A 24867-nucleotide genomic window follows, 5' to 3' on the forward strand; every position below is an offset into this window, starting at 1 on the left:
AAATAGAAATATCATAATTAGGAAAGATTGCTACTTATAGAAATTACACTTCGCTACTGCTCCATTTGTTTCGCTAAAAAGCTTGCAGCTGTATTTACTGATTTATGCTCTACTTCACTTATAATAGCCTCTTTAGAGAAGATAACGACAGCTCCGATTGGATCTCCATTTGCAATAATCGAGCCAATTGTATAAGAGCTCACTTTTTCTGTTACTCCATCAATAATTGAAATTTCGCTTTCATCTGTCATAATTACAGACTTACGCTCTTCCATTGTCTTCTCAATTAAATCGCCAACACTTTTATTTAAGTATTCTTTTTTAGATGCGCCTGCTACTGCGATAATAGAATCACGATCGCATACAAGCACATTATGTCCTAAGCTATCGTATAAAGCTTCCGTATATTCCTTTGCAAAATTACCTAGTTCACTAATTGGAGAATATTTTTTCAAAATCACTTCTCCATCGCGATCAACAAATATTTCTAGTGGATCTCCCTCACGAATACGTAAAGTTCTACGAATTTCCTTCGGAATTACTACCCTGCCTAAATCATCAATTCGACGTACGATTCCAGTTGCTTTCATTCTAATGCTGCCTCACTTTCTACTGATGATCAAAGTGGTGAATTTACCTGTTCATGTAAAAATCACCAACTATTAAACATAGTATTTTACACATTAGTTCTTCTATGCACGTCGAATTGTATTTTTTATCTTATATTAGGCATTTATTACTTCTTTTTTTACATCTGGCAAGCCTTTTAATAAATTTTCAGCAATTGTTAACCATTTCGACGTCTCTAATCCATTCGTTTTCATCACAATTTTCAATTGTGACCCCTCCATACCAAGACCGATCATACGGCCAAAACTACTTCCTAGCATGAATAATTTTCCACCATCTATATTTTGGCTCGCTTGTTCAGAAAACAGGAATGTTACTTCAAATTTATTTTGCTTAATTAACTCAATTTGTTCTTTCATTGCCAACACTTTAATGTTTGCAATTTGTAATAAATAACCAACTTCTTGTGGATAATCACCAAATCTGTCGATCATCTCTTCCTGCAACTCTTCAATATCTTCAATTGCAGAAATACCTCTAAATTGTTTATACATCATAATTTTTTGTTTACTATCTGAAATGTACGCATCCGGTAAATATGCATCTACTTCTAAATCAATTTCAACATTAACGGTATTTTCAACTCCGTCTGTTCCTCTACGTTGCTCAATTGCATCTTTTAACATTTGAGAATATAGATCAAATCCAACAGAATCAATAAATCCATGTTGTTCTGCCCCTAACAAATTACCCGCACCACGAATTGATAAGTCTCTCATCGCAATTTTGAAACCAGATCCAAGCTCTGTAAACTCTTTAATTGCTTGCAGACGCCTCTCTGCAACTTCCGATAACACTTTATCACGTTTGTATGCAAAGTATGCATACGCGACGCGATTAGAACGTCCAACACGACCACGAAGCTGATACAACTGTGATAATCCCATACGATCTGCATCAAATACAATTAATGTATTTACATTCGGAATATCTACACCCGTCTCAATAATTGTTGTACTTACAAGAACATCATGCTGCCCTTCTAAAAACGATAGCATAACAGACTCTAATTCACCTTCATTCATTTTCCCATGTGCGTATGTTACACGAGCATCTGGAACCAACATCGAAATTTCATCTGCTTTTCTTTCAATATCCTCCACACGGTTATATAGGAAGTAAATTTGACCGCCTCTTGCCAACTCTCGCTCTATCGCTTCTCGCATTAACGCCGGATTATACTCTACTACATATGTTTGTACTGGGAAACGATTCTCTGGTGGTGTCTCAATAACAGATAAATCGCGCACACCAAGCATAGACATATGAAGTGTACGTGGAATCGGAGTTGCCGTTAATGTTAACACGTCAACATTTGCTTTCAATTGTTTAATTTTTTCTTTATGTGTAACGCCGAATCTCTGTTCTTCATCAATAATAAGAAGTCCTAAATCTTTATAAGTAACATCTTTAGATAAAATACGATGCGTTCCGATTACAATATCCACCGTTCCATCTTTTAAACCTTTAATCGTTTCATTTTGTTGTTTTCGTGTGCGGAATCTACTTAGTAACCCTATATTAATCGGGTAATCTTGAAAACGCTCTCGAATTGTTTCATAGTGTTGTTGTGCAAGGATTGTTGTTGGTACTAAAATCGCAACTTGTTTTTCATCCATAATTGCTTTAAATGCCGCACGAATAGCTACTTCAGTCTTTCCATATCCTACGTCACCACAAAGAAGCCTATCCATCGGACGTCCGCGTTCCATATCTTTCTTAATCTCTTCAATAGAACGTAATTGATCCTCTGTCTCTTGATATGGAAATAAAGATTCAAACTCTTGTTGCTCTGCCGTATCTGGTGTATATGCATAACCTTTTGAGGCTTCACGCTCGGCATATAATTTAATTAGGTCATCTGCAATGTCTTGTACAGATTTTTCAACTTTCGTTTTGACCTTCTTCCAATCATTTCCGCCTAATTTATAAACTTTTGGTTCCTTACCTTCAGACCCTACGTATTTTTGCACTTGATCAATTTGTTCAATTGGAACGTATAACTTATCATTACCTTGATATTTAATATTTAAATAATCTTTATGAACACCATTAATCTCTAATGTCTCAATACCTAAAAATTTACCTATACCATGATTTACATGAACTACATGGTCTCCAACTTTTAATTCCGAATAACTTTTAATACGTTCAGCGTTAGATAACTTTTGCTTACGTTGTGATTTTTTAACCTTCTTATGAAAAAGCTCCTTTTCAGTAATGACAACAAACTTTTGCATCGGCATTTCAAAGCCTGCATGTAAATCACCTACAGCAATTTGTAACCTTCCAGGCAATAAGATATCTGTCGCCTCTACAATGTCTGCATCAATATCATAATCACTTAAAATATGTTGTAGTTTTTTTACACGTTCATCATCTGTTCCAAGCACAACGGTCGTAAAATTACCTTCATTCCATCTATCAATTTCAGTTTTTAACAAATGCATCTGTCCGTGGAAATCTTGCATCGTTTTACATGTCACATTCACAATATTTTGAGGATGTGTGTGTGCTATATGGCGTAAGAATAACGTTAAATATACAAAACTTCTTTTTTTATTATGAAGAAACTCCTCAAACGAGTGGGAGAAAGATAAATCCTGAATAATTGTTCCTTCGCCAAGAAGTGAGATATACCATTCCGCTTCTTCTGTTTCAAGATGTGATGCTGTTTCTTGAATACGGGAAATCTCATCTAAAATCACAACACCATTTTCTGGTAAATAATCTATCAGACTAGCAGGTTCTTTATAGAAAATAGATAAATATTTAAACATTTGTTCTATACTTTGCCCGTTTTTCAACATTTCAAGTTCATGACTAACCGTCTCAAGCACAGTAGTCTTTAATTTATCATCGGAAAGCTTTTGCATCGTCTTAGTCAAACCTTCTTCAAGATGCTTAATTCCCGATTTCAATTCTTCCTGTGAAAATAAAAACTCTGTTGCCGGACCAAAACGAACACTTTCCCTTTTATCTTGAGAGCGCTGTTCTTCCACATCAAATAATCGAATAGAATCAACCTGTGTATCAAAGAATTCAATACGAAATGGTAATTCTTCAGTTAATGGGTAAATATCTAATATTCCCCCGCGTAGACTAAAATCTCCTGGAGCTTCTACCATCGACTTACGCTCATAACCAATATGATGTAAGGTATGCAAGAGTGCATCTAAATCAATCTCTTGCCCTAGATTGATTTCAATTTGCCTTTGCTTCCATAATTCTTTTATTGGTAAAAACCTACGCAGCCCTGCAACTGGCGCTACAATAATCCCATTCTCTCCTGCAGCTAAGCGATTTAACACTTCAATACGCTGTGCCTTCAATTCTGGACTTGCAACACCAACCTCCGATGCTATCAATTCATTTACCGGATATAGCCAAACATCTTTTTCACCAAGTAACGCCACTAAATCTTCATGTACTTTTTGTGCTTGGTATAAATTGTGCGTCACGATAAGTTGTGATTGCTTTGTCTTTTTATATAAAGCTGCCATTAATAAAGAACGAGAGGATGTTGCCATACCCGATACAAGTTGTTCTTTCAACCCATTTTCTAGCCCATTAATAACCGATTGTATTTCTTCATTTTTATAAAATTGCTCTAATAAACCTATCATTTTCAAAACTCCTCTCAACATAAAGAGCAAGTTACTATATTTTATGCAAATATTTTGGAAAAAGAAAACAGAAAAATGCTTTGGACACGCCAAAGCGACAACATTTTATTGCAGAAATTTTTCATATTCATAATACTCAGGATAAGATGCGAGCGTTTCTTGACACGATTCACAAATCGTTTTTATATATATATTTCCATTCTCATGAAAATGAATCATATCCACTACTTCTTGCTCTGTTAGTTGAAACAAAACGTCGCTATATACTTTTTCTGCGATAATGGAGCCCACATTACTTCCACAATGTCTACAGTAATAATAACCTTCCATACTAGCCTCCTAAATATCCAATTGCTACTAGTATGGGATAAAACAAAATAAAATATTCCAGATTGTGCGCTTAACTATTAAAAGTATTCATGATTTGGAGAAAAGGTTTATTTAACCATTCCTCACATGCATCTGCTGCATTTTCAATGGATTGATTAACGCCAGATATTTCTTCAGATGTAAAGCGTCCTAATACGTAATCCACTACTTTCATCCCATTTTTCGGACGATCGATTCCCATGCGGATACGTTGAAATTCTTGTGTTCCTAAATGTGAAATTGTTGATTTCACACCATTATGTCCACCCGCACTACCTTTCATGCGAAGGCGTAATTTACCTACAGGAATATCTAAATCATCGTACATAACAATGAAGTCCTCGACATCAATTTTATAATAATCCATGAGTGGACGGATACTTTCCCCAGATAAATTCATATATGTAAGTGGCTTTAGTAAGATTACTTTTTCCCCATTAACAAAGCCTGCGCCAAATACCCCTTTAAACTTTTGTTCATTCAAAGAAATACTCCAACGTTTTGCAAGTTCATCGATTGCCATAAATCCAATATTATGCCTTGTTAATTCATATTCTCTACCTGGGTTCCCAAGTCCTACTATTAATTTCATTCTTGTACCACTACTTTCTTTTTTCGATACGAAAAGACGTAACCAAGCTTGGTTACGTCTCATTCTATCCAATTAATTGAATAATACACTTACAGATTCTTCTTCGTATACACGAATGATTGCTTCTCCGATTAATGGAGCAACTGAAAGTTCATGTACTTTATCAATTTTCTTCTCTTCTGGTAATACGATAGAGTTCGTTACAACTAACTCTTTAATATTCGAATTTTGAATACGCTCAATTGCTGGACCAGATAATACTGGGTGTGTACAGCAAGCATATACTTCAGAAGCACCGTTCTCAACAAGAGCGTTTGCCGCTAATGTAATTGTACCAGCTGTATCAATGATGTCATCAATTAAAATTGCTGTTTTGCCTTCGATGTTACCGATAATGTTCATTACCTCAGATACATTCGGACGAGGGCGACGCTTATCAATAATAGCGATTGGCGCTTTTAGGCGATCCGCCATTTTTCTAGCACGCGTTACACCACCGTGATCAGGAGATACGATTACGATATCTTTAAGGCCTTTTGCTTCAAAGTAGTCTGAAAGAATCGGTACACCCATTAAGTGGTCAATCGGGATATCAAAGAATCCTTGAATTTGCGGAGCATGTAAATCTAGAGTGATTACACGAGTTGCACCTGCTGTTTCAAGCAAGTTTGCTACAAGTTTCGATGTAATTGGTTCACGAGAACGCGCTTTACGGTCTTGACGCGCATAACCATAGTAAGGAATAACAATATTAATTGTTTTTGCAGATGCACGTTTTAATGCATCAATCATAATAAGTAATTCCATGATATGTTCGTTTACTGGGAAGCTTGTAGATTGAATAATGAATACATCGCAACCACGGATACTTTCTTCAATGTTAATTTGAACTTCTCCATCACTAAAACGATCAACAGAACATTTTCCTAGTCCTACTCCAATATGCTTTGCGATTTGCTCAGCAAGTTCCTTATTAGAGTTTAAAGAGAATACTTTCAAATTAGAATTTAGATATTGAGTCGACATCTAGATTAACCCTCCACATTATGATTTTTTCTTATTCAGCAATTGATCAACATAGTCTTCTTTGTTAACTTGACGTGCACGTGCTACTGATAATGCTTTTGATGGAACATTCTCTGTTATTGTAGAGCCTGCTGCCACATAAGCACCATCTTCAACTGTTACAGGAGCAACAAGGTTTGAATTACATCCAATAAATACCCCGTTACCAATTACAGTTTTAAATTTATTCTTGCCGTCGTAGTTCACCGTAATTGAACCACAACCAAGATTCACGTCTTCTCCAACTTGTGCATCCCCGATATAACTTAAGTGTGAAGCTTTACTTCTATTACCAAAAACAGTTTTTTTGATTTCTACGAAGTTTCCAACGCGCACTTCATCTCCAATAACTGAATCTGGGCGAATATGTGCAAATGGACCAACTGATACTTCTGTACCAAGCTTGCTGTCATGTACAGTAGATTGACGAATTACCGTACGATCTCCAATTTCACTATCGCGAATTACTGTATGCGGTCCAATTTCACAATCAGAACCAATTACAGTGTTCCCCTCAATAACCGTTCCTGGGTGAAGAACTGTATCACTACCAATAATTGCATCCGCAGAAATGTATGTGTTACTTGGATCAATAATTGTAACACCATTTACCATGTTCTTTCTGTTGATACGATTTTTCATAATAATTTCCGCTTGCGATAGAGCGACTCTGTCGTTAACACCTAACGTTTCATCGAAGTGCTCTGTTTGATAAGCTGATACAATATGACCTTCATTTTTTAAAATTTCAATAACGTCCGGAAGGTAATATTCGCCCTGTACATTATCATTTGAAACTTTAGAAAGTGAAGCAAATAAAGCTTTATTATCAAAACAATACGTACCTGTATTGATTTCTTTAATAGCTAATTCTTTTTCATTCGCATCCTTATGCTCAACAATCTTTTCAACATGACCATTCTCATTACGAACGATACGGCCATATCCAGCAGGCTCTTCTATGTACGCTGTTAGTACCGTCGCCATTGCTCCCGCTTCTTCGTGTTGCTGAAGTAATGCTTCCATCGTTTCAGCAGTTATTAGAGGTGTATCACCACAAATAACTAAAGTTGTTCCCTCTTCATTTGCAAGTACACTTGCAGCTTGATCGACAGCATGAGCTGTACCAAGTTGTTCTGCTTGTAATGCAAACTCACTTACGTTTCCTAGCTGTTCTTGTACCTTTTCAGCACCATGTCCAACGACTGTTACAAGTTTCTGCAATCCTAATTGAGATACTTCATTGACTACATGTTGCACCATTGGTTTTCCACATACAGGATGCAGCACTTTGTATAGCTTGGACTTCATACGTGTGCCTTTACCTGCAGCTAGAATCACTGCAAATCTGTTTGACATATAGACCCTCCATCGCAACCTATTTATCCATTAACGATATTATCCTAAATCATCATATATTTCAAGAAACACATTATAACTATTAAATTTTACCATAATTCTTATAAGATGTTTTACTCTTTAGTATCTTTTTTAAGGAATAAGCTATACTATTTTAAATAAAGATGAAAAAATTAGAAGTTTTTCATCTTTATTTTTTCAAAATATGAATTTTTATAATTAGAAACGTGTATTATTCAAAAAAAAACAAACTCCTGTAAATGCTTACAGGAGTTTGCTACAAAATTATAAGACTTTCTTTCAAAAGCCCTTTTCATTCGAATTTTACGAAGCGCCTGCTTCTTCAAACTCAACCTCTTCTAACTCGCCTAAACGATGATACTCTGTTAAAACCGCATCTTGAATTTTAGAGCGTGTATTAGAATTAATTGGATGTGCAATGTCACGGAATTCTCCATCTGGAGTACGTTTACTTGGCATTGCTACAAATAATCCATTATTACCATCAATTACACGAATATCATGAACAACAAATTCATGGTCTAGAGTAATAGAGGCAATTGCTCTCATGCGGCCTTCTGTGTTTACGCGGCGTAATCTTACGTCAGTCACTTCCATCTTGTGTTCACCACCCTTTTCTAAATAAGCGATATATTTGTATAAATTCCACAAATTTTCTATTTTCCCTTTAATTTTTTAAAAATTTTTAAGATAAAAATTTTTATTGTAGTTGAATATAAGGATTAGTAGAGGTTATCGCTTACAAAGAGTTACTTAACTAGGGCAATTACTTCGATTTCAACAGAAACATCTTTCGGTAATTTTGCTACTTGTACACAAGAACGCGCTGGTTTATGAGTAGAAAAATAAGAACCGTATACTTCATTAACAGCATTAAAATCATCCATATCCTTCAAGAATACTGTTGTTTTTACCACTGTATCAAATGAAGCACCTGCTTCTGCTAATACCGCTTGTAAATTTTCAAATACTTGCTCTGTTTGTACTGTTACATCTCCTGTTACAAGTTCTCCACTTGCCGTTAACGGAATTTGTCCTGAACTATAGAACATATTATTTACAATAATCCCTTGTGAATATGGTCCGATTGCCTGTGGTGCTTTGCTTGTTTGAACAACTTTCATACTTTTCACCCTTTTATTATTTATTTTTACTCTTTAAAAATAGTGTACCAAAGGCAGTTTGTCCATCTATTTTGTAATTTATAAATAGGAATAAAAAAAGGTAAAGCTATCTGCTTTACCTTTTTACTCAGCCTCTACAAGCCCTTTATCAAATGGTGCAAGTGCATAATTCCCCTTTTCCACTTGAATCGCTTTTTCTTTCACATCAACTTCTGACAAACGAATTAATGATACAAAGTTATTAATAAGTCTTTCTTCAATATCCGTAGACTCTACTAATACGCCAATCCCAACAACATTAGCTTTAAACTCTTCTAGCATGCTCATCATACCTTGAATGGTTCCGCCAGCTTTCATAAAGTCATCAATAATTAAAACATTGGACCCTTCTGGAAGGCTACGCTTTGCTAAAGTCATCGTTTGGATTCGCTTAGAGGAACCTGATACATAGTTAATACTAACAGTGGGTCCTTCTGTTACCTTATTATCTTTTCTCGCAATTACTACCGGTACATCTAAGTAGTTCGCTACTGCATAAGCAAGCGGAATTCCTTTTGTCGCTACCGTCATAACCGCATCAATTGGTTGCCTAGCAAAAACAGAAGCAAATAAACGACCTGCGCCATTAATCTGGCGAGGATTACTTAAAAGATCCGTCATATATAAGTAACCGCCAGGCAAAATACGGTCTGGGTTTTCAAATAAGCTACAAAGCTCGTTAATAATCAGATTTGCCTCTTCTTCACTTATATAGGGAATATATTTCACTCCTCCTGCTGCTCCTGGTACCGTTTGCAATGTGCCGACACCTTGTTGTTCAAACGTTTGCTTAATTATAACCAAATCTTCACTAATGGAAGATTTAGCCGATTGATACCTTTCAGCAAAAAAAGTGAGAGAAACTAGCTGACGAGGATTTTGTAACAAGTAATACGTCAGATCGACCAATCTTGTACTTCGTCTAATTTTCATACCCTCACCTCAAATCACGAATATTCTAAACAAATCATAACGTATTATACGTCTTTATTCAAGCGTTTCTCGCTCTCCTAATAAACGCACTGCATATACTTGCTCGCAAAATCCTTTTAACCCGTTATATATGCGGTGCATTCGCGAATCATGGTGTACAAGACCAAATACAGTTGGGCCACTTCCACTCATTAATACGGCATCTGCCCCAAAGCGTTTCATCTGTGATTTAATACGTGCAACCTCGGGATGCATCGCAAACGTCACATCTTCTAAAACGTTACCAACAGTATCACAAATTCCTTTATAATCGCCATGGTTAATGACTTCAACCATTTTATCTACATTTGGATGAGTAACACGATTTAATTTTAAATTTCCGTACACGTCAGCAGTAGATACACCAATGTGGGGCTTTGCTAAAACAACCCAACAAGAAGGCGGAGTCTTTATATGTTCAATTTCTTCTCCTCTTCCAGTGGCAATAGCAGTTCCACCATATACACAGAACGATACATCTGACCCAATTTCTGCGCCAAGCTTTGCTAATTCATCGATTGTTAGCCCTAAATTCCATAACTTATTAAGGCCACGTAATGTCGCTGCTGCATCACTACTTCCACCTGCTAATCCAGCGGCTACTGGAATCGTTTTTTCAATAGTAATAGACACGCCTTTTTTTACATTAAACTTCACTTTTAATAATTTCGCTGCTTGATAAGCTAAATTGCGTTGGTCGTCTGGGACATACCGATTATGGGACAAAATTTCAATACGGTCTTCTGCTAATTCCGTTAGCTCTAAACGATCTGCCAAGTCGATTGTTGTCATAATCATTTTCACTTCATGATATCCATCTTGTCTTTTTCCCAGTACATCTAACGACAGATTAATCTTTGCTGGTGCTTTCACTAGTAGCTTCAATCTATTCACCCACTCTATGTACTCAATCTTTTATCGTTTATTTTACCATAAATTTATAGTAAGACGATGACACTTCCCTAATTATATCGAAAAGCATTCAGAATGAAACTACTTATGTCAAATGATGGCACCTTTTAGCGTGCAAAAAGCCGAGGAATCTCTCCTCGGCTACCGTAGCATAGAAAGTATCTTACAACTACTGGTTTCGTTTCATTAATTGCTGTTCTGCAATTTCTATAGCACGTTTCACCATATTACCAGCATCTTTCGCACGAATTCCGCCCCATCCTTCTTTCTGAACAACATCATAAAAGCCAAGCTCTTTTGCAAGCTCTTCTTTAAATTGATTTGACATGACTCCTCTTCGTCTACTCAATGCAGAGTCCCTCCTTATTTTGCTACGGTATAATTAGTATGCAAAATAATATAGCTTTTCATTTATGGGAATATATGTAACAAAAAAATACATTAATTATAAAATACTTCATTTTGAGATTCATCGTAAAATGTTAGCTCTACTGTCTCTGTTAAAACATCTGCATAACTATAAGATACACGTTGCAATGCATCTTCTTGCTGGTCTAATTGTACAACAAACACAGAACGATACGTTTCTGCAAGTACACCTGATTGCTCCACAGTTTTTCTTCTCCCACTATTTGCCTTTAACATAAGTCGCTGTCCAAGATGGTGATCTAATTCGCTTTTAATTTCATCTAAACGTTTTGACATATACTTTGCTACACCTCGCTGTAATTTAGATTGAACACTTAAAACACGATATATCTATCCCAATTATTAACCGCAATTCACAGACAATATCATTATAAAAGCATCATGCGTTCAAATAGATAGAAGAAATACTATATTCTAAAAGTATCATTGTATAGTCTGCACGTTCTTGACGCTTTTTATCCAGACTCATTTAAATCATTTCCACATAAAAAAGCAAGATACGTATGTACCTTGCTCATTCGTCATAATGTTGAAAGGGCAATCCTGTTCGTAAAATCCCTCTTGTTTCAATTCCGCCTAGTCCCTTTTCGCCAGTAATTGTATTACGCACAACGTCCCATACATTTACTCTTTCCATAAATGAAGTGAAACTAATTTTGCCAACTACATATACAGGATCTAGAGCATGAATGTTAATTCTAGACGGTGAACTAGCAAAATTAGCACCTGCCCGAATCAACGCCTCAAAGTGTGATTGACAAGCCCCAGCAAAAATAACGAGTTGATCCAATGATGGATATTTTTTTCGCACTTCTCGAACAGCCTGTACAAAATGTCTAGAATGTCTATATGCTGCTAAATCTCCCATAACTCCTTTTGACTTTGTATATGCATCATGTCCTGTAATAACTAAAATGTCTGGGCGAAAATGATCTATTAAGTCTACTACCTTTTCATGCATCTCCGTTTCCTTACAATGAATACCTTGAACAGGAACGCCTATTTTATTATATAAATCTAAGCACTTGCGCAAATATAAAGGATCTCCATCTATATGCAATACACGTCCTGGCATTTGAAAATAATTCACTTCACTTGTATATCCACCAGTTGAAGTATGTTCATGTCTTTGTTTCATCAACACGTAATCTTGCTGAAACAACCGGTAAGTACGCTCCATCGTTTCTGTTTCACGCTTCACTCTATTTTTATGTTCTCGTTGATCTATACTAACTAAATCTGCAAGTGGTGCATCCGCCACAAGTCTAATTTCCTCTCCAAATAATATTGCCATATCGCCTTTTATTTCTATAATACGAAAAAGAATATCCCTATTATGAGAATATCGTTCAACTAATTCTCCAACATGTAAAGCCATTCTCCTACCTCCAAACTCCAAACTCGTTAGGCCATCTTACCTGTTTTTAAAGTATGAATTTAGGAACGGAAAGGTGACAAAAGGGACAGCTCAAGTTGAACTGTCCCTTTCATATTCTTATGACAATTTATGAAGAATTAATGCATTACTTAATGTTGCAAACTCTTCGATAGATAGCGTTTCGCCTCTTCGCTTCGGATCAATTCCTACTTCTGTCAAAATTCGATCCAACAGCTCTTTATCTTTCGGGAAACCATTTAAATTATTTGATAAATTATTCATTAAAGTTTTACGACGCTGTGCGAAACTTGCTCGTACTACTTCAAAGAAGAAAGTTTCATCTGTCACTTCTACAACTGGTTTAGGACGCTTTAGAAGACGGATAATCGCAGAATCAACATTTGGTTGTGGCACAAACACTGTACGCGGTACAGTCATAACTGTTTCTACCTCTGTATAATACTGAATGGCAATTGATAAAGAACCATACTCTTTCGTTCCTGGTTTAGCAGCTAAACGATCCCCAACTTCTTTTTGCATCATAACAACAAATCCACGAACCGGTAATTTTTCTTCGAGCAATTTAAATAAAATTGGCGTTGTAATATAGTATGGTAAGTTAGCTACTACCATTACATCTTGTCCTTCTTCAAATTGCTCACTAAACACTTCATGTACATCTGCTTTTAGTACATCTTTATTTATAACTGTAACGTTGCTATATGGAGCTAACGTCTCGTCTAAAATTGGTAATAATCTCTGATCAATTTCAAAAGCCACTACTTTTTTAGCACGCTTTGCCAATTGCTCTGTTAACGCACCGATACCTGGTCCAATTTCAATTGCGCCACTTTCTGAACCGATTTCTGCGTGATCAACGATACGATTTAATACATTCGTATCAATTAAAAAATTTTGTCCTAAACTTTTTTTAAATGAAAATCCATACTTTTCAACAATGTCTTTCGTACGATTTGGCGTTGCGATATCCTTCATTTTTTTTCCTCCTGTATTACTTGCTTATAAGCTTCTGCAAATGATTCCTTTGAAACCTGAAACATTTGTAAACGTTTATGTAACTGTTTTGCGTTTGTATAACCAATCTTTAATAGCTTACCCACTCTTTCTCTGCGACTCTTTGCCATTTCTCCGCCCACTAAGCCCGCATCGACTAGATCACTCCAACTAATTTCACTTGTGTAAGCTTCCATTTCTTCATGTATATTCTCTAAAGCACGGCGAATCGACTCATTAGAAGCATGTTCGATTCCAACACCTTTTTTCCTTTTAGCAAGTGCTTCTTCCTTCGTTAAAAAAGCATGCTTACATCCAGGAACCTTGTCAGAAATAATTTTTCGAATACGCTCTCCAGGATAATCCGGATCTGTGAAAATAATAACGCCTCGTTTTTGCTGCGCTAATTTAACTTGCTCAATAACGTGATCACCGATTGCTGAACCGTTCGTTTCGATTGTATCCGCATCAACAGCACGTTTAATCGCAACTGTATCATCTTTACCTTCTACAACGATAATCTCTTTAATTTTCATGCTTGCCTCCACACTCTTTTCATCTCTACTTAGTAAAACAAAAAAATGACGACTTTTCCATTATTATTTTCCCAATCTTACATTTTAAAAAGTAGAAGAGAAAAATCTTTGTTCACTATCCTTATTGTAACACTTCTATCTCCATCTTAATTTATCCGCAGTATTTCTACACTTATGTTATGCGTAAATAGTGGGTTCTTATCACTTCTATTATCTCTCTTCTCAAAAAACAAAAAAAGAATGGGACTCCCCATTCTTTTTTATTCAACACCAAATAAGGCCTTGGCATTCTTTGTTGTTACTTGTGCTACTTCGTCATAAGAAATTCCTTTTAAATTCGCAATTTCTTCTGCTACCAGTTTTACATAACTAGGTTCATTTCGTTTCCCTCGAAATGGATGTGGTGTTAAATACGGGCAATCTGTCTCTATCAATAATTTTTCTAACGGAATCTCCATAGCAACTTCTTTCGGTTTCTTGGCATTTTTAAATGTTACTGGCCCACCTAATGAAATTAAAAAGTTCATATCGATACATCGCTGCGCTACTTCTACACTACCGCTAAAGCAATGCATAATGCCCCCTACTTCAGCTGCATTCTCTTCCTCTAGGATATCAACAATATCTTGAGTTGCATCGCGGTTATGTATAATAATCGGTAATTTCACCTTTTTCGCTAATGCAATTTGTTTACGGAATACTTCCTTCTGTATTTCTTTTGGAGACTTATCCCAGTGATAATCTAATCCCATTTCCCCAATTGCAACTACTTTAGGATGAGCCGCTAATTCTTCTAACCAAGCTAAATGTTCTTCTTTCATATCAATTGCATCAACAGGATGCCATCCAACTGCAGCGTAAATAAAATCATAAGCCTCTGCTAATTCAATTGCTTTCTTTATCGTTACTTCATCAAATCCAACAACAACTGTATATGTAACTCCCGCTTCTTTCATTCTCGCGATAACTTCTTGTAAATCTTCTTCAAATTGCTCTGCATTTAAATGTGAATGTGTATCAAACAACATAATAAATAACTCCTTTTATATTGAAATCAATTCTCTCATAGAAAAACTACACTCTTTCTAACTTAACGATAACAATACTTCAATTTTAATGCAAAAAACGGAATGTAAAAAGAAAAAAGACGCTTCACCAATGTTACACGTGAAACATCTCTTTTCTTGTCTCAATTACTTGATTTTTGTACCATTTGGTAAATTCTGGTCAATTGATGCTAATGACAATACGCCATTCTCTTCACCTGCTAAAATCATACCTTGTGATAATTCACCACGTAATTTTACAGGTTTTAAATTCGTTACACAAATAACCTTTTTACCTTTTAGTTCTTCTGGGGAATAGAATTTAGCAATCCCAGAAACCACTTGGCGCTTCTCTGTACCTAAATCAAGCTGAATTTTTAACAACTTATCTGCTTTTTTCACAGGTTCAGCGGATATTACTTCAGCTACTCGTAATTCTACTTTAAAGAAATCATCAATTGTAATTTCTTCTGCCTTTGGTTCTTCTGCTTTTTTCTCTTCTACTTTAGGAGCAGAACCTTGCATTTGTTCTTTAATATATCCCACTTCTACTTCCATTTCCAAACGAGGGAAAATTGGGTTTCCTTTTTCTACTTTTGTTCCAGCTGGAATACATCCAATTGTAGATAGGCTTTCCCAAGATTTATGCGCCTCTTCAGTAAGTCCAAGTTGAGCAAACATCTTACTTGGTGCTACTGTTAGGAATGGCATAAGCATAATACCTGTTTGACGAAGTACCTCAGCTAAGTGGGACATTACAGACGCAAGTTTTTCACGATCATTCTCATCCTTCGCTAATACCCACGGCTGCGTTTCATCAATATATTTGTTCGTACGGCTAACTAATTGCCAAATGGAACTTAGCGCTACAGAGAATTCCATATTCTCCATTGCCTCTTCTACTTTTTTCAATGTATCTTCGGCAAATGTCACTAACGTTTCATCGAACTCAGTTACATTTGCTTTAAATGCAGGGATTTCCCCGTTAAAGTATTTATCAATCATAGCTACTGTACGATTTAATAAGTTACCTAAATCATTCGCTAAATCAAAGTTGATTCGTTCAACAAATCCTTCTGGTGTGAATACTCCATCAGATCCAAATGGAACTTCGCGAAGTAAGTAGTAACGCAATGCATCTAATCCGTAACGATCAATTAATGTAACTGGATCTACTACGTTTCCTTTTGACTTACTCATTTTTCCATCCTTCATTAAAATCCAGCCATGAGCAAAGACTTTCTTCGGAAGTGGTAAATCTAAAGCCATTAAAATAATTGGCCAATAAATTGTGTGGAAACGAACGATTTCTTTCCCAACTAAATGGACATCTGCTGGCCAGAATTTTTTATACTTCTCTTCATTTTCTGTTCCATATCCTAATGCAGTAATGTAATTAGACAACGCATCTACCCATACGTAAATAACGTGTTTTGGGTTACCTGGAACACGAACTCCCCAGTCAAATGAAGTACGAGAAACCGCTAAATCTTCTAATCCTGGTTTAATGAAGTTATTAATCATTTCATTTTTACGGGACTCCGGCTGAATGAAATGAGGGTTATCTTCATAGAACTTTAATAGTCGGTCTACATATTTACCCATTCTAAAGAAATAAGACTCTTCGCGAACAAGTTCTACAGCGTGACCACTATCTGGGCTTTTTCCACCAACTACTTTGTCACCTTCCATAATTGGATCTACTAATTGATGCGCTGTATAGAATGTTTCATCTTGTACAGAATACCAACCTTCATATTCATCAAGATAAATATCGCCTTGATCTACTAGCTGCTTGAAGATTTTCTCAACAACATCTTTATGACGATCTTCAGTTGTACGAATAAAATCATCATAAGAGATATCCATCTTCTCCCAAAGTTCTTTAATCCCTGATACAATGTTATCCACATATGCCTGTGGTGTAACATTTAGTTCTTCTGCTTTCTTTTGGATCTTCTGTCCATGCTCATCAGTTCCTGTTAAATAATGAACATTGTATCCTTGCATACGCTTATATCGTGCCATCGCATCTCCTGCTACTGTCGTATAAGCATGTCCAATGTGTAACTTTCCACTTGGATAATAAATTGGGGTAGTAATATAAAAGGACTTATTTTCCTCTTTCATCGTTTTGGACCTCCCGAATAACCTCATATGTATTTATAAACAGTATATCAAAAACTCATATATAAAGTGAAACTTTAATCCGTGGAGAGGGTTCATCCCCCATGGATTATTAGCCCACACCAATCGGGCTTTTACGAGCAGCCCGACTCCCACTTAACTTCTTTGCTCCGGCTAAATTTTGAAGTGGGAGTCTTACTGCTCGCAAATAGCGGGATAAAAACGAGTTAATGCTCGATATCTTTATCATCTATTACTCATATTCAAAAAAATATACAATATATTTCCCGAAAAGTATAAACATTACAAAAAACAATACAAAACAATTGTAGAAATGACTTACATTCTATCATATATAAGAAGTATAAAAATCTATAAATCTTTTTTTAAAATATAGAATTTAATAATTGACGGAAATGTAAATGATTGGTATCATATGTCCATAGGGTATTTTGTCGAAAAATGACGAATCAAAAAAAATAGACTCGAAACTTATAAACTATTTATTTAGGAGGAAAAGAATTATGAAATCTACTGGTATCGTTCGTAAAGTTGATGAATTGGGTCGTGTAGTAATTCCAATCGAATTACGCCGTACTTTAGGTATTGCAGAAAAGGATGCTCTTGAAATCTACGTTGATGATGAAAAAATCATCTTAAAGAAATATAAACCAAACATGACTTGCCAAGTAACTGGTGAAGTATCTGATGGTAACCTATCTTTAGCTGAAGGTAAAATTATCTTAAGTAAAGAAGGCGCTGAACAAGTCTTAAACGAACTTCAAGATTATATCGAAACAGCAAAATAAGCTTCTCAATTATGAGAAGCTTATTTTTTATCCACATGATAGATTTGATATACGTCTCGTTTCGACAAATCTCGGTCTTTAGCGACTGTTTTTATCGCTTCTTTTGAATTCATACCTTCTTCATTTATATAATGTTCAATATGATTATATACTGAAATAGCTTCCCACCATTTTTCTTCTGGAGTAGGTTCTTCTGTTGAACCTGCTACTAAAATACAAAATTCACCACGAACTTCATTTTGCTTCGTCCACTCAATCGCTTCTTCAATTGTTCCACGAATAAACTCTTCAAATTTTTTCGTTAGCTCACGACATAATACGATTTCCCTATTTCCTAATACTTCTTGCATAGAGATTAAAGTATCATCTAAACGATGTGGCGCCTCATAAAACATCATTGTAGTTGGAATATAGCGTAGTTTTTCTAATTCAAGCTTACGTCCCTTTTTATTTCTTTGCAGGAAACCATAGAAATAAAAATGTTTTGTCTCAAGTCCTGATGCAATCAATGCTGTAAGGGCTGCATTTGCCCCAGGAAGCGGGATAACATGATATTGTTCTGCTACAGCCTCTACAACGATATCATAACCAGGATCTGAAATACATGGCATACCTGCATCGCTCACAATGGCTACAGTCTTACCTTCTTCCAACTTATCTAAAATTTTCCGTCCACTTACTCCTTTATTATGCTCATGATAACTCATAACTGGTGTTTCAATTTCAAAGTAATTACAAAGTTTCTTCGTTTGCCTTGTATCTTCCGCTGCAATAATGTCTGCCTCTTTTAAAATTCGGATTGCACGAAATGTCATATCCTCTAAATTTCCGATTGGAGTCGGTACTAAATATAAAACTCCCTTTTCATTTTGCTGAAAGCTTTTTTGCTGCCACATAGCGTTCTCCTTTTTGCATATATTCTTCTTTTTTTTTCCTCGTTAACTGCTTAAAGTGATACTCAGCTTGCATAGCCGTTCGTTTATCCTCGTGATCCTCTACATATTTTAAAACAACTGGAAGTCTAGCGCGTGTATATCTAGCACCTTTTCCACTATTATGGGTCTGAATCCGTTTTTCTATATGATTCGTGTATCCAGCATAATAACTTCCATCAGAACACTCCACCACATAAAAACAATGCTTATTCTTCTCCATATAAAATTGAACGAAGCTCCTTTGTATATTCATTGTTTTCTTCATATACAAAAAGAGGTGGTAAGATTTTTAAATCAGCATTCCCATCCTTAATTCCTTCAATTAACAATGTATTCGCTTCTTTACCAGCCTTAGGATAAACAAATCGCACACGTTTCGGTTCAATTTTGTATTTACGCATTAATGTGACGATGTCGAGCAAACGACCTGGACGATGTACAAATGCTACTTTCCCACCCTGTTTCACTAGCTGGCTACTTGCGTATACAACATCTTCTAGTGTGCACATAATTTCATGACGAGCTATCGCTAAATGTTCATTCATATTCTTCTCAGAAGTTTGTGGTGTTTGAAAATAAGGAGGATTACATGTTACAACATCATATTGATGACGTCCAAGTTTCTCCGGCATATCTTTCAAATCTCCATGGATTAAATGAATTCTTTCTTCTAAATTATTGTATTGAACGCTTCTTATTCCCATATCATATAAGCGCTCTTGAATTTCTACACCTGTAATTTTCCCTTTTGTCCTTGTACTTAATAAAAGAGGGATAACTGCGTTACCTGTACACAAATCAAGTAAATTACCTTTTTGAATTGGCACCCAAGCAAAATCTGCAAGTAAAACAGCATCCAAAGAAAAATTAAATACTGATGGACTTTGTACAATCTTCATATCTTGCGCTAATAAGTAATCTAAACGCTCATCTTCATATAAATTCATATATTGCTCCCTTTCTTACACTTAACCTATCCTATTTCATCTTCTATTAATGTAAAAATAAATTTCATTCTACTCTCATGTATAAAAAATTACCTTTCCAATTATATTGGAAAGGTAATCTCACTTTTTATTTAAAAATGACAGACAGAATAAACAATCTCCCTCTTTACGTACACTTCCATAATGTAGATTGCAAATATGAAAACCTTCTTGATATAGTCTCGCTAGATTATCGTAGCCTTCACCAATATCTGTCTTCGCCTTCATTTCTTTGCGTTTTTGAGTTTTTTGTTTTTCCTTGTTCTGCACTTCTTCAAAACGATGTCGCAAATTTTCATTTTCCATTTTTATATGTTGGTTTTCTTCCAATAATTCTGCAAGATGTTGTTTTAATTCCCCCAACTGTTTGTATAAATGTCCAATTTGCTCTTCCATACTAGAAACCGATGCAAAAATATCCTTTTTCTCCACAAGCACCCACCTCATTAATCTGTGGTTTGACTCGAAACGACCCCTTTATTCATTAATTCATCTAACGTATATTCTACTATCCGTTCCTTGTCTACTAGTTCCACTTGAATTAATCTTTCTAAAATATTTAATCCGATAACACGGCCAGTACCGTGCGGTGTTTGTATACGTTGATCTAAATCAGGAAGTTGTTCCTTTGCTGCCTCATATTCATCATTCTCATATTTTAAGCAACACATTAAGCGACCACATAAACCAGAGATTTTTGCAGGATTTAATGATAAATTTTGATCCTTTGCCATTTTAATGGATACAGGTTCAAAATCTCCTAAAAAAGTAGAACAACAAAGCATACGACCACATGGACCAATACCACCAAGCATTTTTGCTTCGTCACGAACGCCGATCTGTCTCAGCTCAATTCTTGTCCTAAAAATTGCCGCTAAGTCTTTCACTAGTTCCCGGAAATCAATCCGGCCATCCGCAGTAAAGTAAAAAATAATCTTATTACGATCGAACGTATACTCTACATCTACAAGCTTCATATCAAGATTATGTTCTCCTACCTTTTGTTGACAAACTTGATATGCTTCTTTCGCAGCATGCCTATTCTCTTCAACAATGGTACGATCATTTTCATTTGCAATACGAATAACTTTTTTTAGCGGTAATACAACGTCATTTTCATCAACTTGCTTTTTGGTAATAACTACTTTTCCGTACTCAATACCTCTTACCGTTTCTACAATTACAAACTCATTTTCTGAGATATCGAACTGATTTGGATCAAAGTAATATACCTTTCCGGCCTTCTTAAAGCGAACACCTACTACATCATACAAAACGGTCATCCCTCCTGCAACCGCAACACTAACTGTTCGAACACAAGCTGCGCATTTACATTAGCGTTGATTCTATTTTTTGCCTCTAATATATTAAAGAGAGCTGATACAATGCGCTTCTGAGCATAAGAAAAGGATTCAAACATCTCTTTCTGCTCATGAAAAACAAGACGATCTTCTTCTCCAAGTTGAACATATAATAAATCCTTATAAATAAGGAGTAACATATCTAAGCCTTGCTGTAATTGTTCTTTCTCTCCAAAGTGCTTCCCCCATTTTTCTTGTACAAAAAAAATAGAGGCCTTATCTTTTTCGAGCGCTTCACATAATTTTATCACTAAAGCTCTCGCTTGTGCAAACCATTCATCATTACACATTAATAAAGCTTCTTCAAAACTATTTGTAAGCTGCGCAGCAAGTGTAGATAAAGAAACTGTAATACCTTCTTCCTCTAACCTCTTAATTAAAGATTCTGTAGGCAACGGCCTAAACGTAACAACTTGACAACGAGATAAGATTGTATTTAAAATCTGATGACTTTGTTCAGTAAGTAAAATAGCTGTTGTATCACTACTTGGTTCTTCTAAAAACTTTAAGAGCGTATTCGCTGCATTTGCTGTCATACGATCTGCATGCTCAATAATATATACTTTTTTATTTGCTTCTAATCCTGTTTTTGAAAACTCTTCTTGTAAATCATGAATTTGCTGTTTTTTAATAGATAATCCATCTGGTTTTACAATATGTAAGTTTGGGTAGTTACCTGAATCAATTCGGCGACAATTCGTACATACATGACAAGGCTCTACACCATTTCTTTGTGAACAGAGAAAACTTTTTGCCATTTGAATTGCTGTGGCGAACTTCCCAGTCCCTTTCCCTCCCTCTAACAAGTAAGCGTGGGATATACGCTCTTTTGCAATGCTATTCATCAACATTTTGACACCGATGGGCTGTATAACAGAAAGCTGCTCCCACGTATTTATCATACTGCATACCTCACTTATTTCATTCTTTCCTTCTATTATAACAATTTATCTTCTATAATCTGAACAACTTCTTCTATAAGTTTTTTCATTGGTTGATCAGCATTTACTAATACAATGCGATTAGAGAAACGCTCTACAACTTGTAAATACCCTTCACGCACACGTTTATGGAAAGAGATATCTTCCATATCTAGTCGATTTACTTCACGTCCTGCATCTTTTCCAATTCGTGCTAAACCTACCTCTGGCTCAATATCTAAATAGATTGTTAAACTAGGCATACAATCTTCCGTTGCGAAACGATTAATTTCAAATACTTTATCCATACCTAAGCCCCTTGCATATCCTTGATATGCTAAAGAGCTATCTATAAAACGATCACATAGTACAAGATAGTTTTCCTCAAGTGCTGGCATAACTTTTTCCACTAAATGTTGTCTACGTGCAGCAGCATATAAGAGCGCCTCTGTACGTGCTTCCATCATCGTATACTCTTGTTTATGTAAAATTGTTCTAATATCTTCAGAAATTGCAATACCACCCGGTTCTCTGGTCACCATTACCTTTTGTTCCTTTTGCTCAAAATATGGTAATAAACTTTTAATTAATGTTGTTTTACCCGAACCTTCTGGCCCTTCAATTGTTACAAATAATCCCTTCATCCTAAAACCTACTTTCTATATCATACACGTTCATATATTTCGTGCTACCTTGAAAACGAGCCCCTGTTTTCTCTAAATGAGTAATTTGCTTTGTATGTTCTTGAGTAATTCTCTCTCCATACATGATCAATGGAATTCCAGGTGGATACGGAATCACCATTTCTGCAGCTATCATACCAACGGCTTCTTCTATAGATACTAACTTCGTTTCGTATCTCTCTAATTGTTTATACGTATACGGTAAAGAGGAAATCTCCCCTTTATAAGTATAACGAATTGATGCTGTCTTGTCTTTTACCTTATATTGCTGCATAGCTAATCGAATGATCTCTATGGCTTTCATATACCCCTCATTTACTTGTAACGGCAATATAAGTAGGACGTTATATGGATCTGCCATTTCCGTATATATACCGACTTTTTCAAATACAGACTGTAATTCATACCCCGATAACTGACAGCGAGTTTGCACCGTAACTTTTAATTCATCTTGCGATGGATATTGCAAAATGGCTATTTGTGGGATAGATCGCAATCCTTCTTTAAATCGGCGTAAAAACTCAACGATTTCATCATGACCCTCTTCCTTTATAACTGCTATTGCAAAACGTGCTATATCAAGAGAAGCCATAATTGGATACGATGGGCTACTAGATTGTAGCATACTTAAATAGGAGGAAACTTTTTCTTCGCTCACCAAACGGCTATTTATATGTAAATAAGATCCCATTGTCATCGCAGGTAATGTTTTATGTGCGGAATGAACCACAATATCCGCACCATAAACTAATGCTGACTTCGGGAAGGGGTCCCCTATACAAAAATGCGCCCCATGGGCTTCATCTACTAGAACAGGAATTTTATGTGCATGTGCGTAAGCGATACTTGCCTCTAAATCAATGCCCATACCATAGTAATTAGGATGTGTTAAAATAAGTGCTTTTGCATTTGGATACTTTGTAATTGCCTCCTTAATAACTTCATCACGAACACCTACTGGTACGTTATATACTTCATCAATCCATGGATTTAAAAAGACCGGATTCGCCCCTGCTAATTTCAAACCATTAATGATCGATTTATGACAATTTCTTTGTACGAGGACAATATCATGTTCGCCGCAGCAAGATAAAATCATTGCTAAATTTCCAACTGTTGAACCATTAATTAAAAAATAACTTTTGTGCACGCCGTATACTTCAGCTAATAATTGCTGTGCTTCATCTATACATTCAAACGGGCTATGTAAATCATCTAATCCTGTTAACTCTGTTACATCAATTGATAATATGTCCTTAAACCCCCCTGAAGCTTTCTGAGGGAAGTTTAAACCATTCTTATGACCCGGAACATGAAAAGATAGTAGTCGCCTTTCTTTAAATTCTATTAGCGCCTCATATAAAGGCATACGATTTTGATTCATATATATCTCTTCCTTATTATTCATTGTGTATCTATTATACAGATATTAGGGCAAAAAAAATAATAGGCATAATGCCTATTTAAAAATATGATACTTCTAATTTTCGCAGTTGTTTTAAATAATGTATATACTTCGGGTCATTTGTCTCAGTATTCACCAGATTTCTTTCGCACTCGTAACATATTAAATTATTATATACATATATTCCTTCCCCTCTTTTTGTCTCACAAACGATGCAAATTTCACTTGGTAATTTCATAATCTTTCCTCCCTTTTTAAATAAACATATTATATACCTCTATTCCTTAACAAATTTCTGGAAAATATACATCAATTTCTTATATAATATGATTTATTCTTGGGCAACGTGTTTGTATTACTTATGTATTCCCTTTACTTCTTTCATGTACCGTTTAAAAACAAAAAAACACAAGTCAAAAGACTTGTGTTTTTATCTTGCTTGGCGACGTCCTACTCTCACAGGGACAAGGTCCCAACTACCATCGGCGCTAGAGAGCTTAACTTCCGTGTTCGGTATGGGAACGGGTGT

27 protein-coding genes and 1 rRNA gene are annotated in these 24867 nt (G+C 35.7%); 1 reads left to right on the forward strand and 27 read right to left on the reverse strand.

Annotation, left to right across the window (positions count from 1 at the left end; all coding sequences use genetic code 11):
• Positions 1 to 53: 53 nt before the first annotated feature.
• From spoVT to metG, 17 genes are all read right to left on the reverse strand, one after another.
• Entirely contained in the window at positions 54 to 590 is a 537-nt protein-coding gene (gene spoVT / locus DET63_RS28690) for a stage V sporulation protein T (RefSeq protein WP_002009670.1), read from the reverse strand.
• 135 nt (positions 591 to 725) lie between these two features.
• On the reverse strand, positions 726 to 4256 hold the full coding sequence (mfd, locus tag DET63_RS28695; RefSeq protein ID WP_113938525.1) for a transcription-repair coupling factor: 3531 nt from the start codon (positions 4254 to 4256) through the stop codon (positions 726 to 728).
• Between the two features lie 105 nt (positions 4257 to 4361).
• On the reverse strand, positions 4362 to 4586 hold the full coding sequence (locus tag DET63_RS28700) for an anti-sigma-F factor Fin family protein (RefSeq protein WP_002091576.1): 225 nt from the start codon (positions 4584 to 4586) through the stop codon (positions 4362 to 4364).
• A gap of 70 nt (positions 4587 to 4656) precedes the next feature.
• Positions 4657 to 5217, reverse strand: a complete 561-nt coding sequence (gene pth / locus DET63_RS28705; RefSeq protein ID WP_002144538.1) for an aminoacyl-tRNA hydrolase — start codon at positions 5215 to 5217, stop codon at positions 4657 to 4659.
• A gap of 72 nt (positions 5218 to 5289) precedes the next feature.
• On the reverse strand, positions 5290 to 6243 hold the full coding sequence (locus DET63_RS28710) for a ribose-phosphate diphosphokinase (RefSeq protein WP_002091580.1): 954 nt from the start codon (positions 6241 to 6243) through the stop codon (positions 5290 to 5292).
• Between the two features lie 18 nt (positions 6244 to 6261).
• Entirely contained in the window at positions 6262 to 7641 is a 1380-nt protein-coding gene (gene glmU / locus DET63_RS28715; RefSeq protein ID WP_002091584.1) for a bifunctional UDP-N-acetylglucosamine diphosphorylase/glucosamine-1-phosphate N-acetyltransferase GlmU, read from the reverse strand.
• A 324-nt stretch (positions 7642 to 7965) separates the two neighbouring features.
• On the reverse strand, positions 7966 to 8259 hold the full coding sequence (gene spoVG / locus DET63_RS28720) for a septation regulator SpoVG (RefSeq protein ID WP_000454042.1): 294 nt from the start codon (positions 8257 to 8259) through the stop codon (positions 7966 to 7968).
• A gap of 152 nt (positions 8260 to 8411) precedes the next feature.
• Positions 8412 to 8786, reverse strand: a complete 375-nt coding sequence (locus DET63_RS28725; protein ID WP_000869819.1) for a RidA family protein — start codon at positions 8784 to 8786, stop codon at positions 8412 to 8414.
• Between the two features lie 123 nt (positions 8787 to 8909).
• Positions 8910 to 9758: a pur operon repressor gene (gene purR / locus DET63_RS28730; protein ID WP_002091587.1), complete on the reverse strand. Its 849-nt coding sequence runs from the start codon at positions 9756 to 9758 to the stop codon at positions 8910 to 8912.
• A gap of 54 nt (positions 9759 to 9812) precedes the next feature.
• Positions 9813 to 10682: a 4-(cytidine 5'-diphospho)-2-C-methyl-D-erythritol kinase gene (ispE, locus tag DET63_RS28735; protein WP_012260164.1), complete on the reverse strand. Its 870-nt coding sequence runs from the start codon at positions 10680 to 10682 to the stop codon at positions 9813 to 9815.
• Between the two features lie 196 nt (positions 10683 to 10878).
• On the reverse strand, positions 10879 to 11058 hold the full coding sequence (sspF, locus tag DET63_RS28740) for an acid-soluble spore protein SspF (RefSeq protein ID WP_002094215.1): 180 nt from the start codon (positions 11056 to 11058) through the stop codon (positions 10879 to 10881).
• A gap of 92 nt (positions 11059 to 11150) precedes the next feature.
• A complete protein-coding gene (veg, locus tag DET63_RS28745; RefSeq protein ID WP_002009653.1) occupies positions 11151 to 11414 on the reverse strand; it encodes a biofilm formation stimulator Veg in 264 nt (87 codons plus the stop codon).
• Positions 11415 to 11652: 238 nt separating this feature from the next.
• Positions 11653 to 12516, reverse strand: coding sequence for a sporulation peptidase YabG (yabG, locus tag DET63_RS28750; protein WP_113938526.1), 864 nt, complete (start codon positions 12514 to 12516; stop codon positions 11653 to 11655).
• Positions 12517 to 12633: 117 nt separating this feature from the next.
• The gene (gene rsmA / locus DET63_RS28755) at positions 12634 to 13512 is read right to left on the reverse strand and encodes a 16S rRNA (adenine(1518)-N(6)/adenine(1519)-N(6))-dimethyltransferase RsmA (RefSeq protein WP_002091590.1); all 879 of its coding nucleotides are present in this window, start codon (positions 13510 to 13512) and stop codon (positions 12634 to 12636) included.
• Positions 13509 to 14066 (reverse strand): ribonuclease M5, encoded by a 558-nt coding sequence (gene rnmV / locus DET63_RS28760; protein ID WP_002029323.1) that lies wholly within the window; start codon positions 14064 to 14066, stop codon positions 13509 to 13511. The genes rsmA and rnmV overlap by 4 nt, the downstream gene beginning before the upstream one ends.
• Positions 14067 to 14326: 260 nt before the next feature.
• Entirely contained in the window at positions 14327 to 15094 is a 768-nt protein-coding gene (locus tag DET63_RS28765; RefSeq protein WP_113938527.1) for a TatD family hydrolase, read from the reverse strand.
• A 165-nt stretch (positions 15095 to 15259) separates the two neighbouring features.
• Positions 15260 to 17242: a methionine--tRNA ligase gene (gene metG, locus DET63_RS28770; RefSeq protein ID WP_235661827.1), complete on the reverse strand. Its 1983-nt coding sequence runs from the start codon at positions 17240 to 17242 to the stop codon at positions 15260 to 15262.
• A 521-nt stretch (positions 17243 to 17763) separates the two neighbouring features.
• Here metG and DET63_RS28775 point away from each other — a divergent pair.
• A complete protein-coding gene (locus tag DET63_RS28775; protein ID WP_000843037.1) occupies positions 17764 to 18048 on the forward strand; it encodes a transition state genes transcriptional regulator AbrB in 285 nt (94 codons plus the stop codon).
• A gap of 20 nt (positions 18049 to 18068) precedes the next feature.
• On the opposite strand, the gene rsmI is transcribed toward DET63_RS28775, so the two are convergent.
• From rsmI to rrf, 10 genes are all read right to left on the reverse strand, one after another.
• Positions 18069 to 18944 carry a 16S rRNA (cytidine(1402)-2'-O)-methyltransferase gene (gene rsmI, locus DET63_RS28780; protein ID WP_113938529.1) on the reverse strand — a complete coding sequence of 292 codons (876 nt, stop codon included), beginning with the start codon at positions 18942 to 18944 and terminating at the stop codon, positions 18069 to 18071.
• Entirely contained in the window at positions 18913 to 19203 is a 291-nt protein-coding gene (locus tag DET63_RS28785) for a GIY-YIG nuclease family protein (RefSeq protein ID WP_002130207.1), read from the reverse strand. Before DET63_RS28785 ends, rsmI begins: the two co-directional genes overlap by 32 nt.
• Entirely contained in the window at positions 19190 to 19930 is a 741-nt protein-coding gene (locus DET63_RS28790) for a tRNA1(Val) (adenine(37)-N6)-methyltransferase (protein WP_002138893.1), read from the reverse strand. The genes DET63_RS28785 and DET63_RS28790 overlap by 14 nt, the downstream gene beginning before the upstream one ends.
• A 120-nt stretch (positions 19931 to 20050) precedes the next feature.
• Positions 20051 to 20401: a DNA replication initiation control protein YabA gene (yabA, locus tag DET63_RS28795; protein WP_002009639.1), complete on the reverse strand. Its 351-nt coding sequence runs from the start codon at positions 20399 to 20401 to the stop codon at positions 20051 to 20053.
• A gap of 14 nt (positions 20402 to 20415) precedes the next feature.
• Entirely contained in the window at positions 20416 to 21243 is an 828-nt protein-coding gene (locus DET63_RS28800; protein WP_002009637.1) for a PSP1 domain-containing protein, read from the reverse strand.
• 5 nt (positions 21244 to 21248) lie between these two features.
• Positions 21249 to 22232, reverse strand: coding sequence for a DNA polymerase III subunit delta' (gene holB / locus DET63_RS28805; RefSeq protein WP_113938530.1), 984 nt, complete (start codon positions 22230 to 22232; stop codon positions 21249 to 21251).
• A gap of 35 nt (positions 22233 to 22267) precedes the next feature.
• Positions 22268 to 22894: a dTMP kinase gene (gene tmk, locus DET63_RS28810; RefSeq protein WP_113938531.1), complete on the reverse strand. Its 627-nt coding sequence runs from the start codon at positions 22892 to 22894 to the stop codon at positions 22268 to 22270.
• A gap of 1 nt (position 22895) precedes the next feature.
• Positions 22896 to 24317: an aminotransferase class I/II-fold pyridoxal phosphate-dependent enzyme gene (locus DET63_RS28815; protein ID WP_113938532.1), complete on the reverse strand. Its 1422-nt coding sequence runs from the start codon at positions 24315 to 24317 to the stop codon at positions 22896 to 22898.
• A gap of 79 nt (positions 24318 to 24396) precedes the next feature.
• Positions 24397 to 24576: a sigma factor G inhibitor Gin gene (locus DET63_RS28820; protein ID WP_002091596.1), complete on the reverse strand. Its 180-nt coding sequence runs from the start codon at positions 24574 to 24576 to the stop codon at positions 24397 to 24399.
• A gap of 199 nt (positions 24577 to 24775) precedes the next feature.
• Positions 24776 to 24867: ribosomal RNA gene (gene rrf, locus DET63_RS28825) — 5S ribosomal RNA — on the reverse strand; the annotation flags it as partial.

This window comes from Bacillus sp. DB-2 (genome assembly GCF_003315125.1).
GTDB lineage: Bacteria > Bacillota > Bacilli > Bacillales > Bacillaceae_G > Bacillus_A > Bacillus_A mycoides.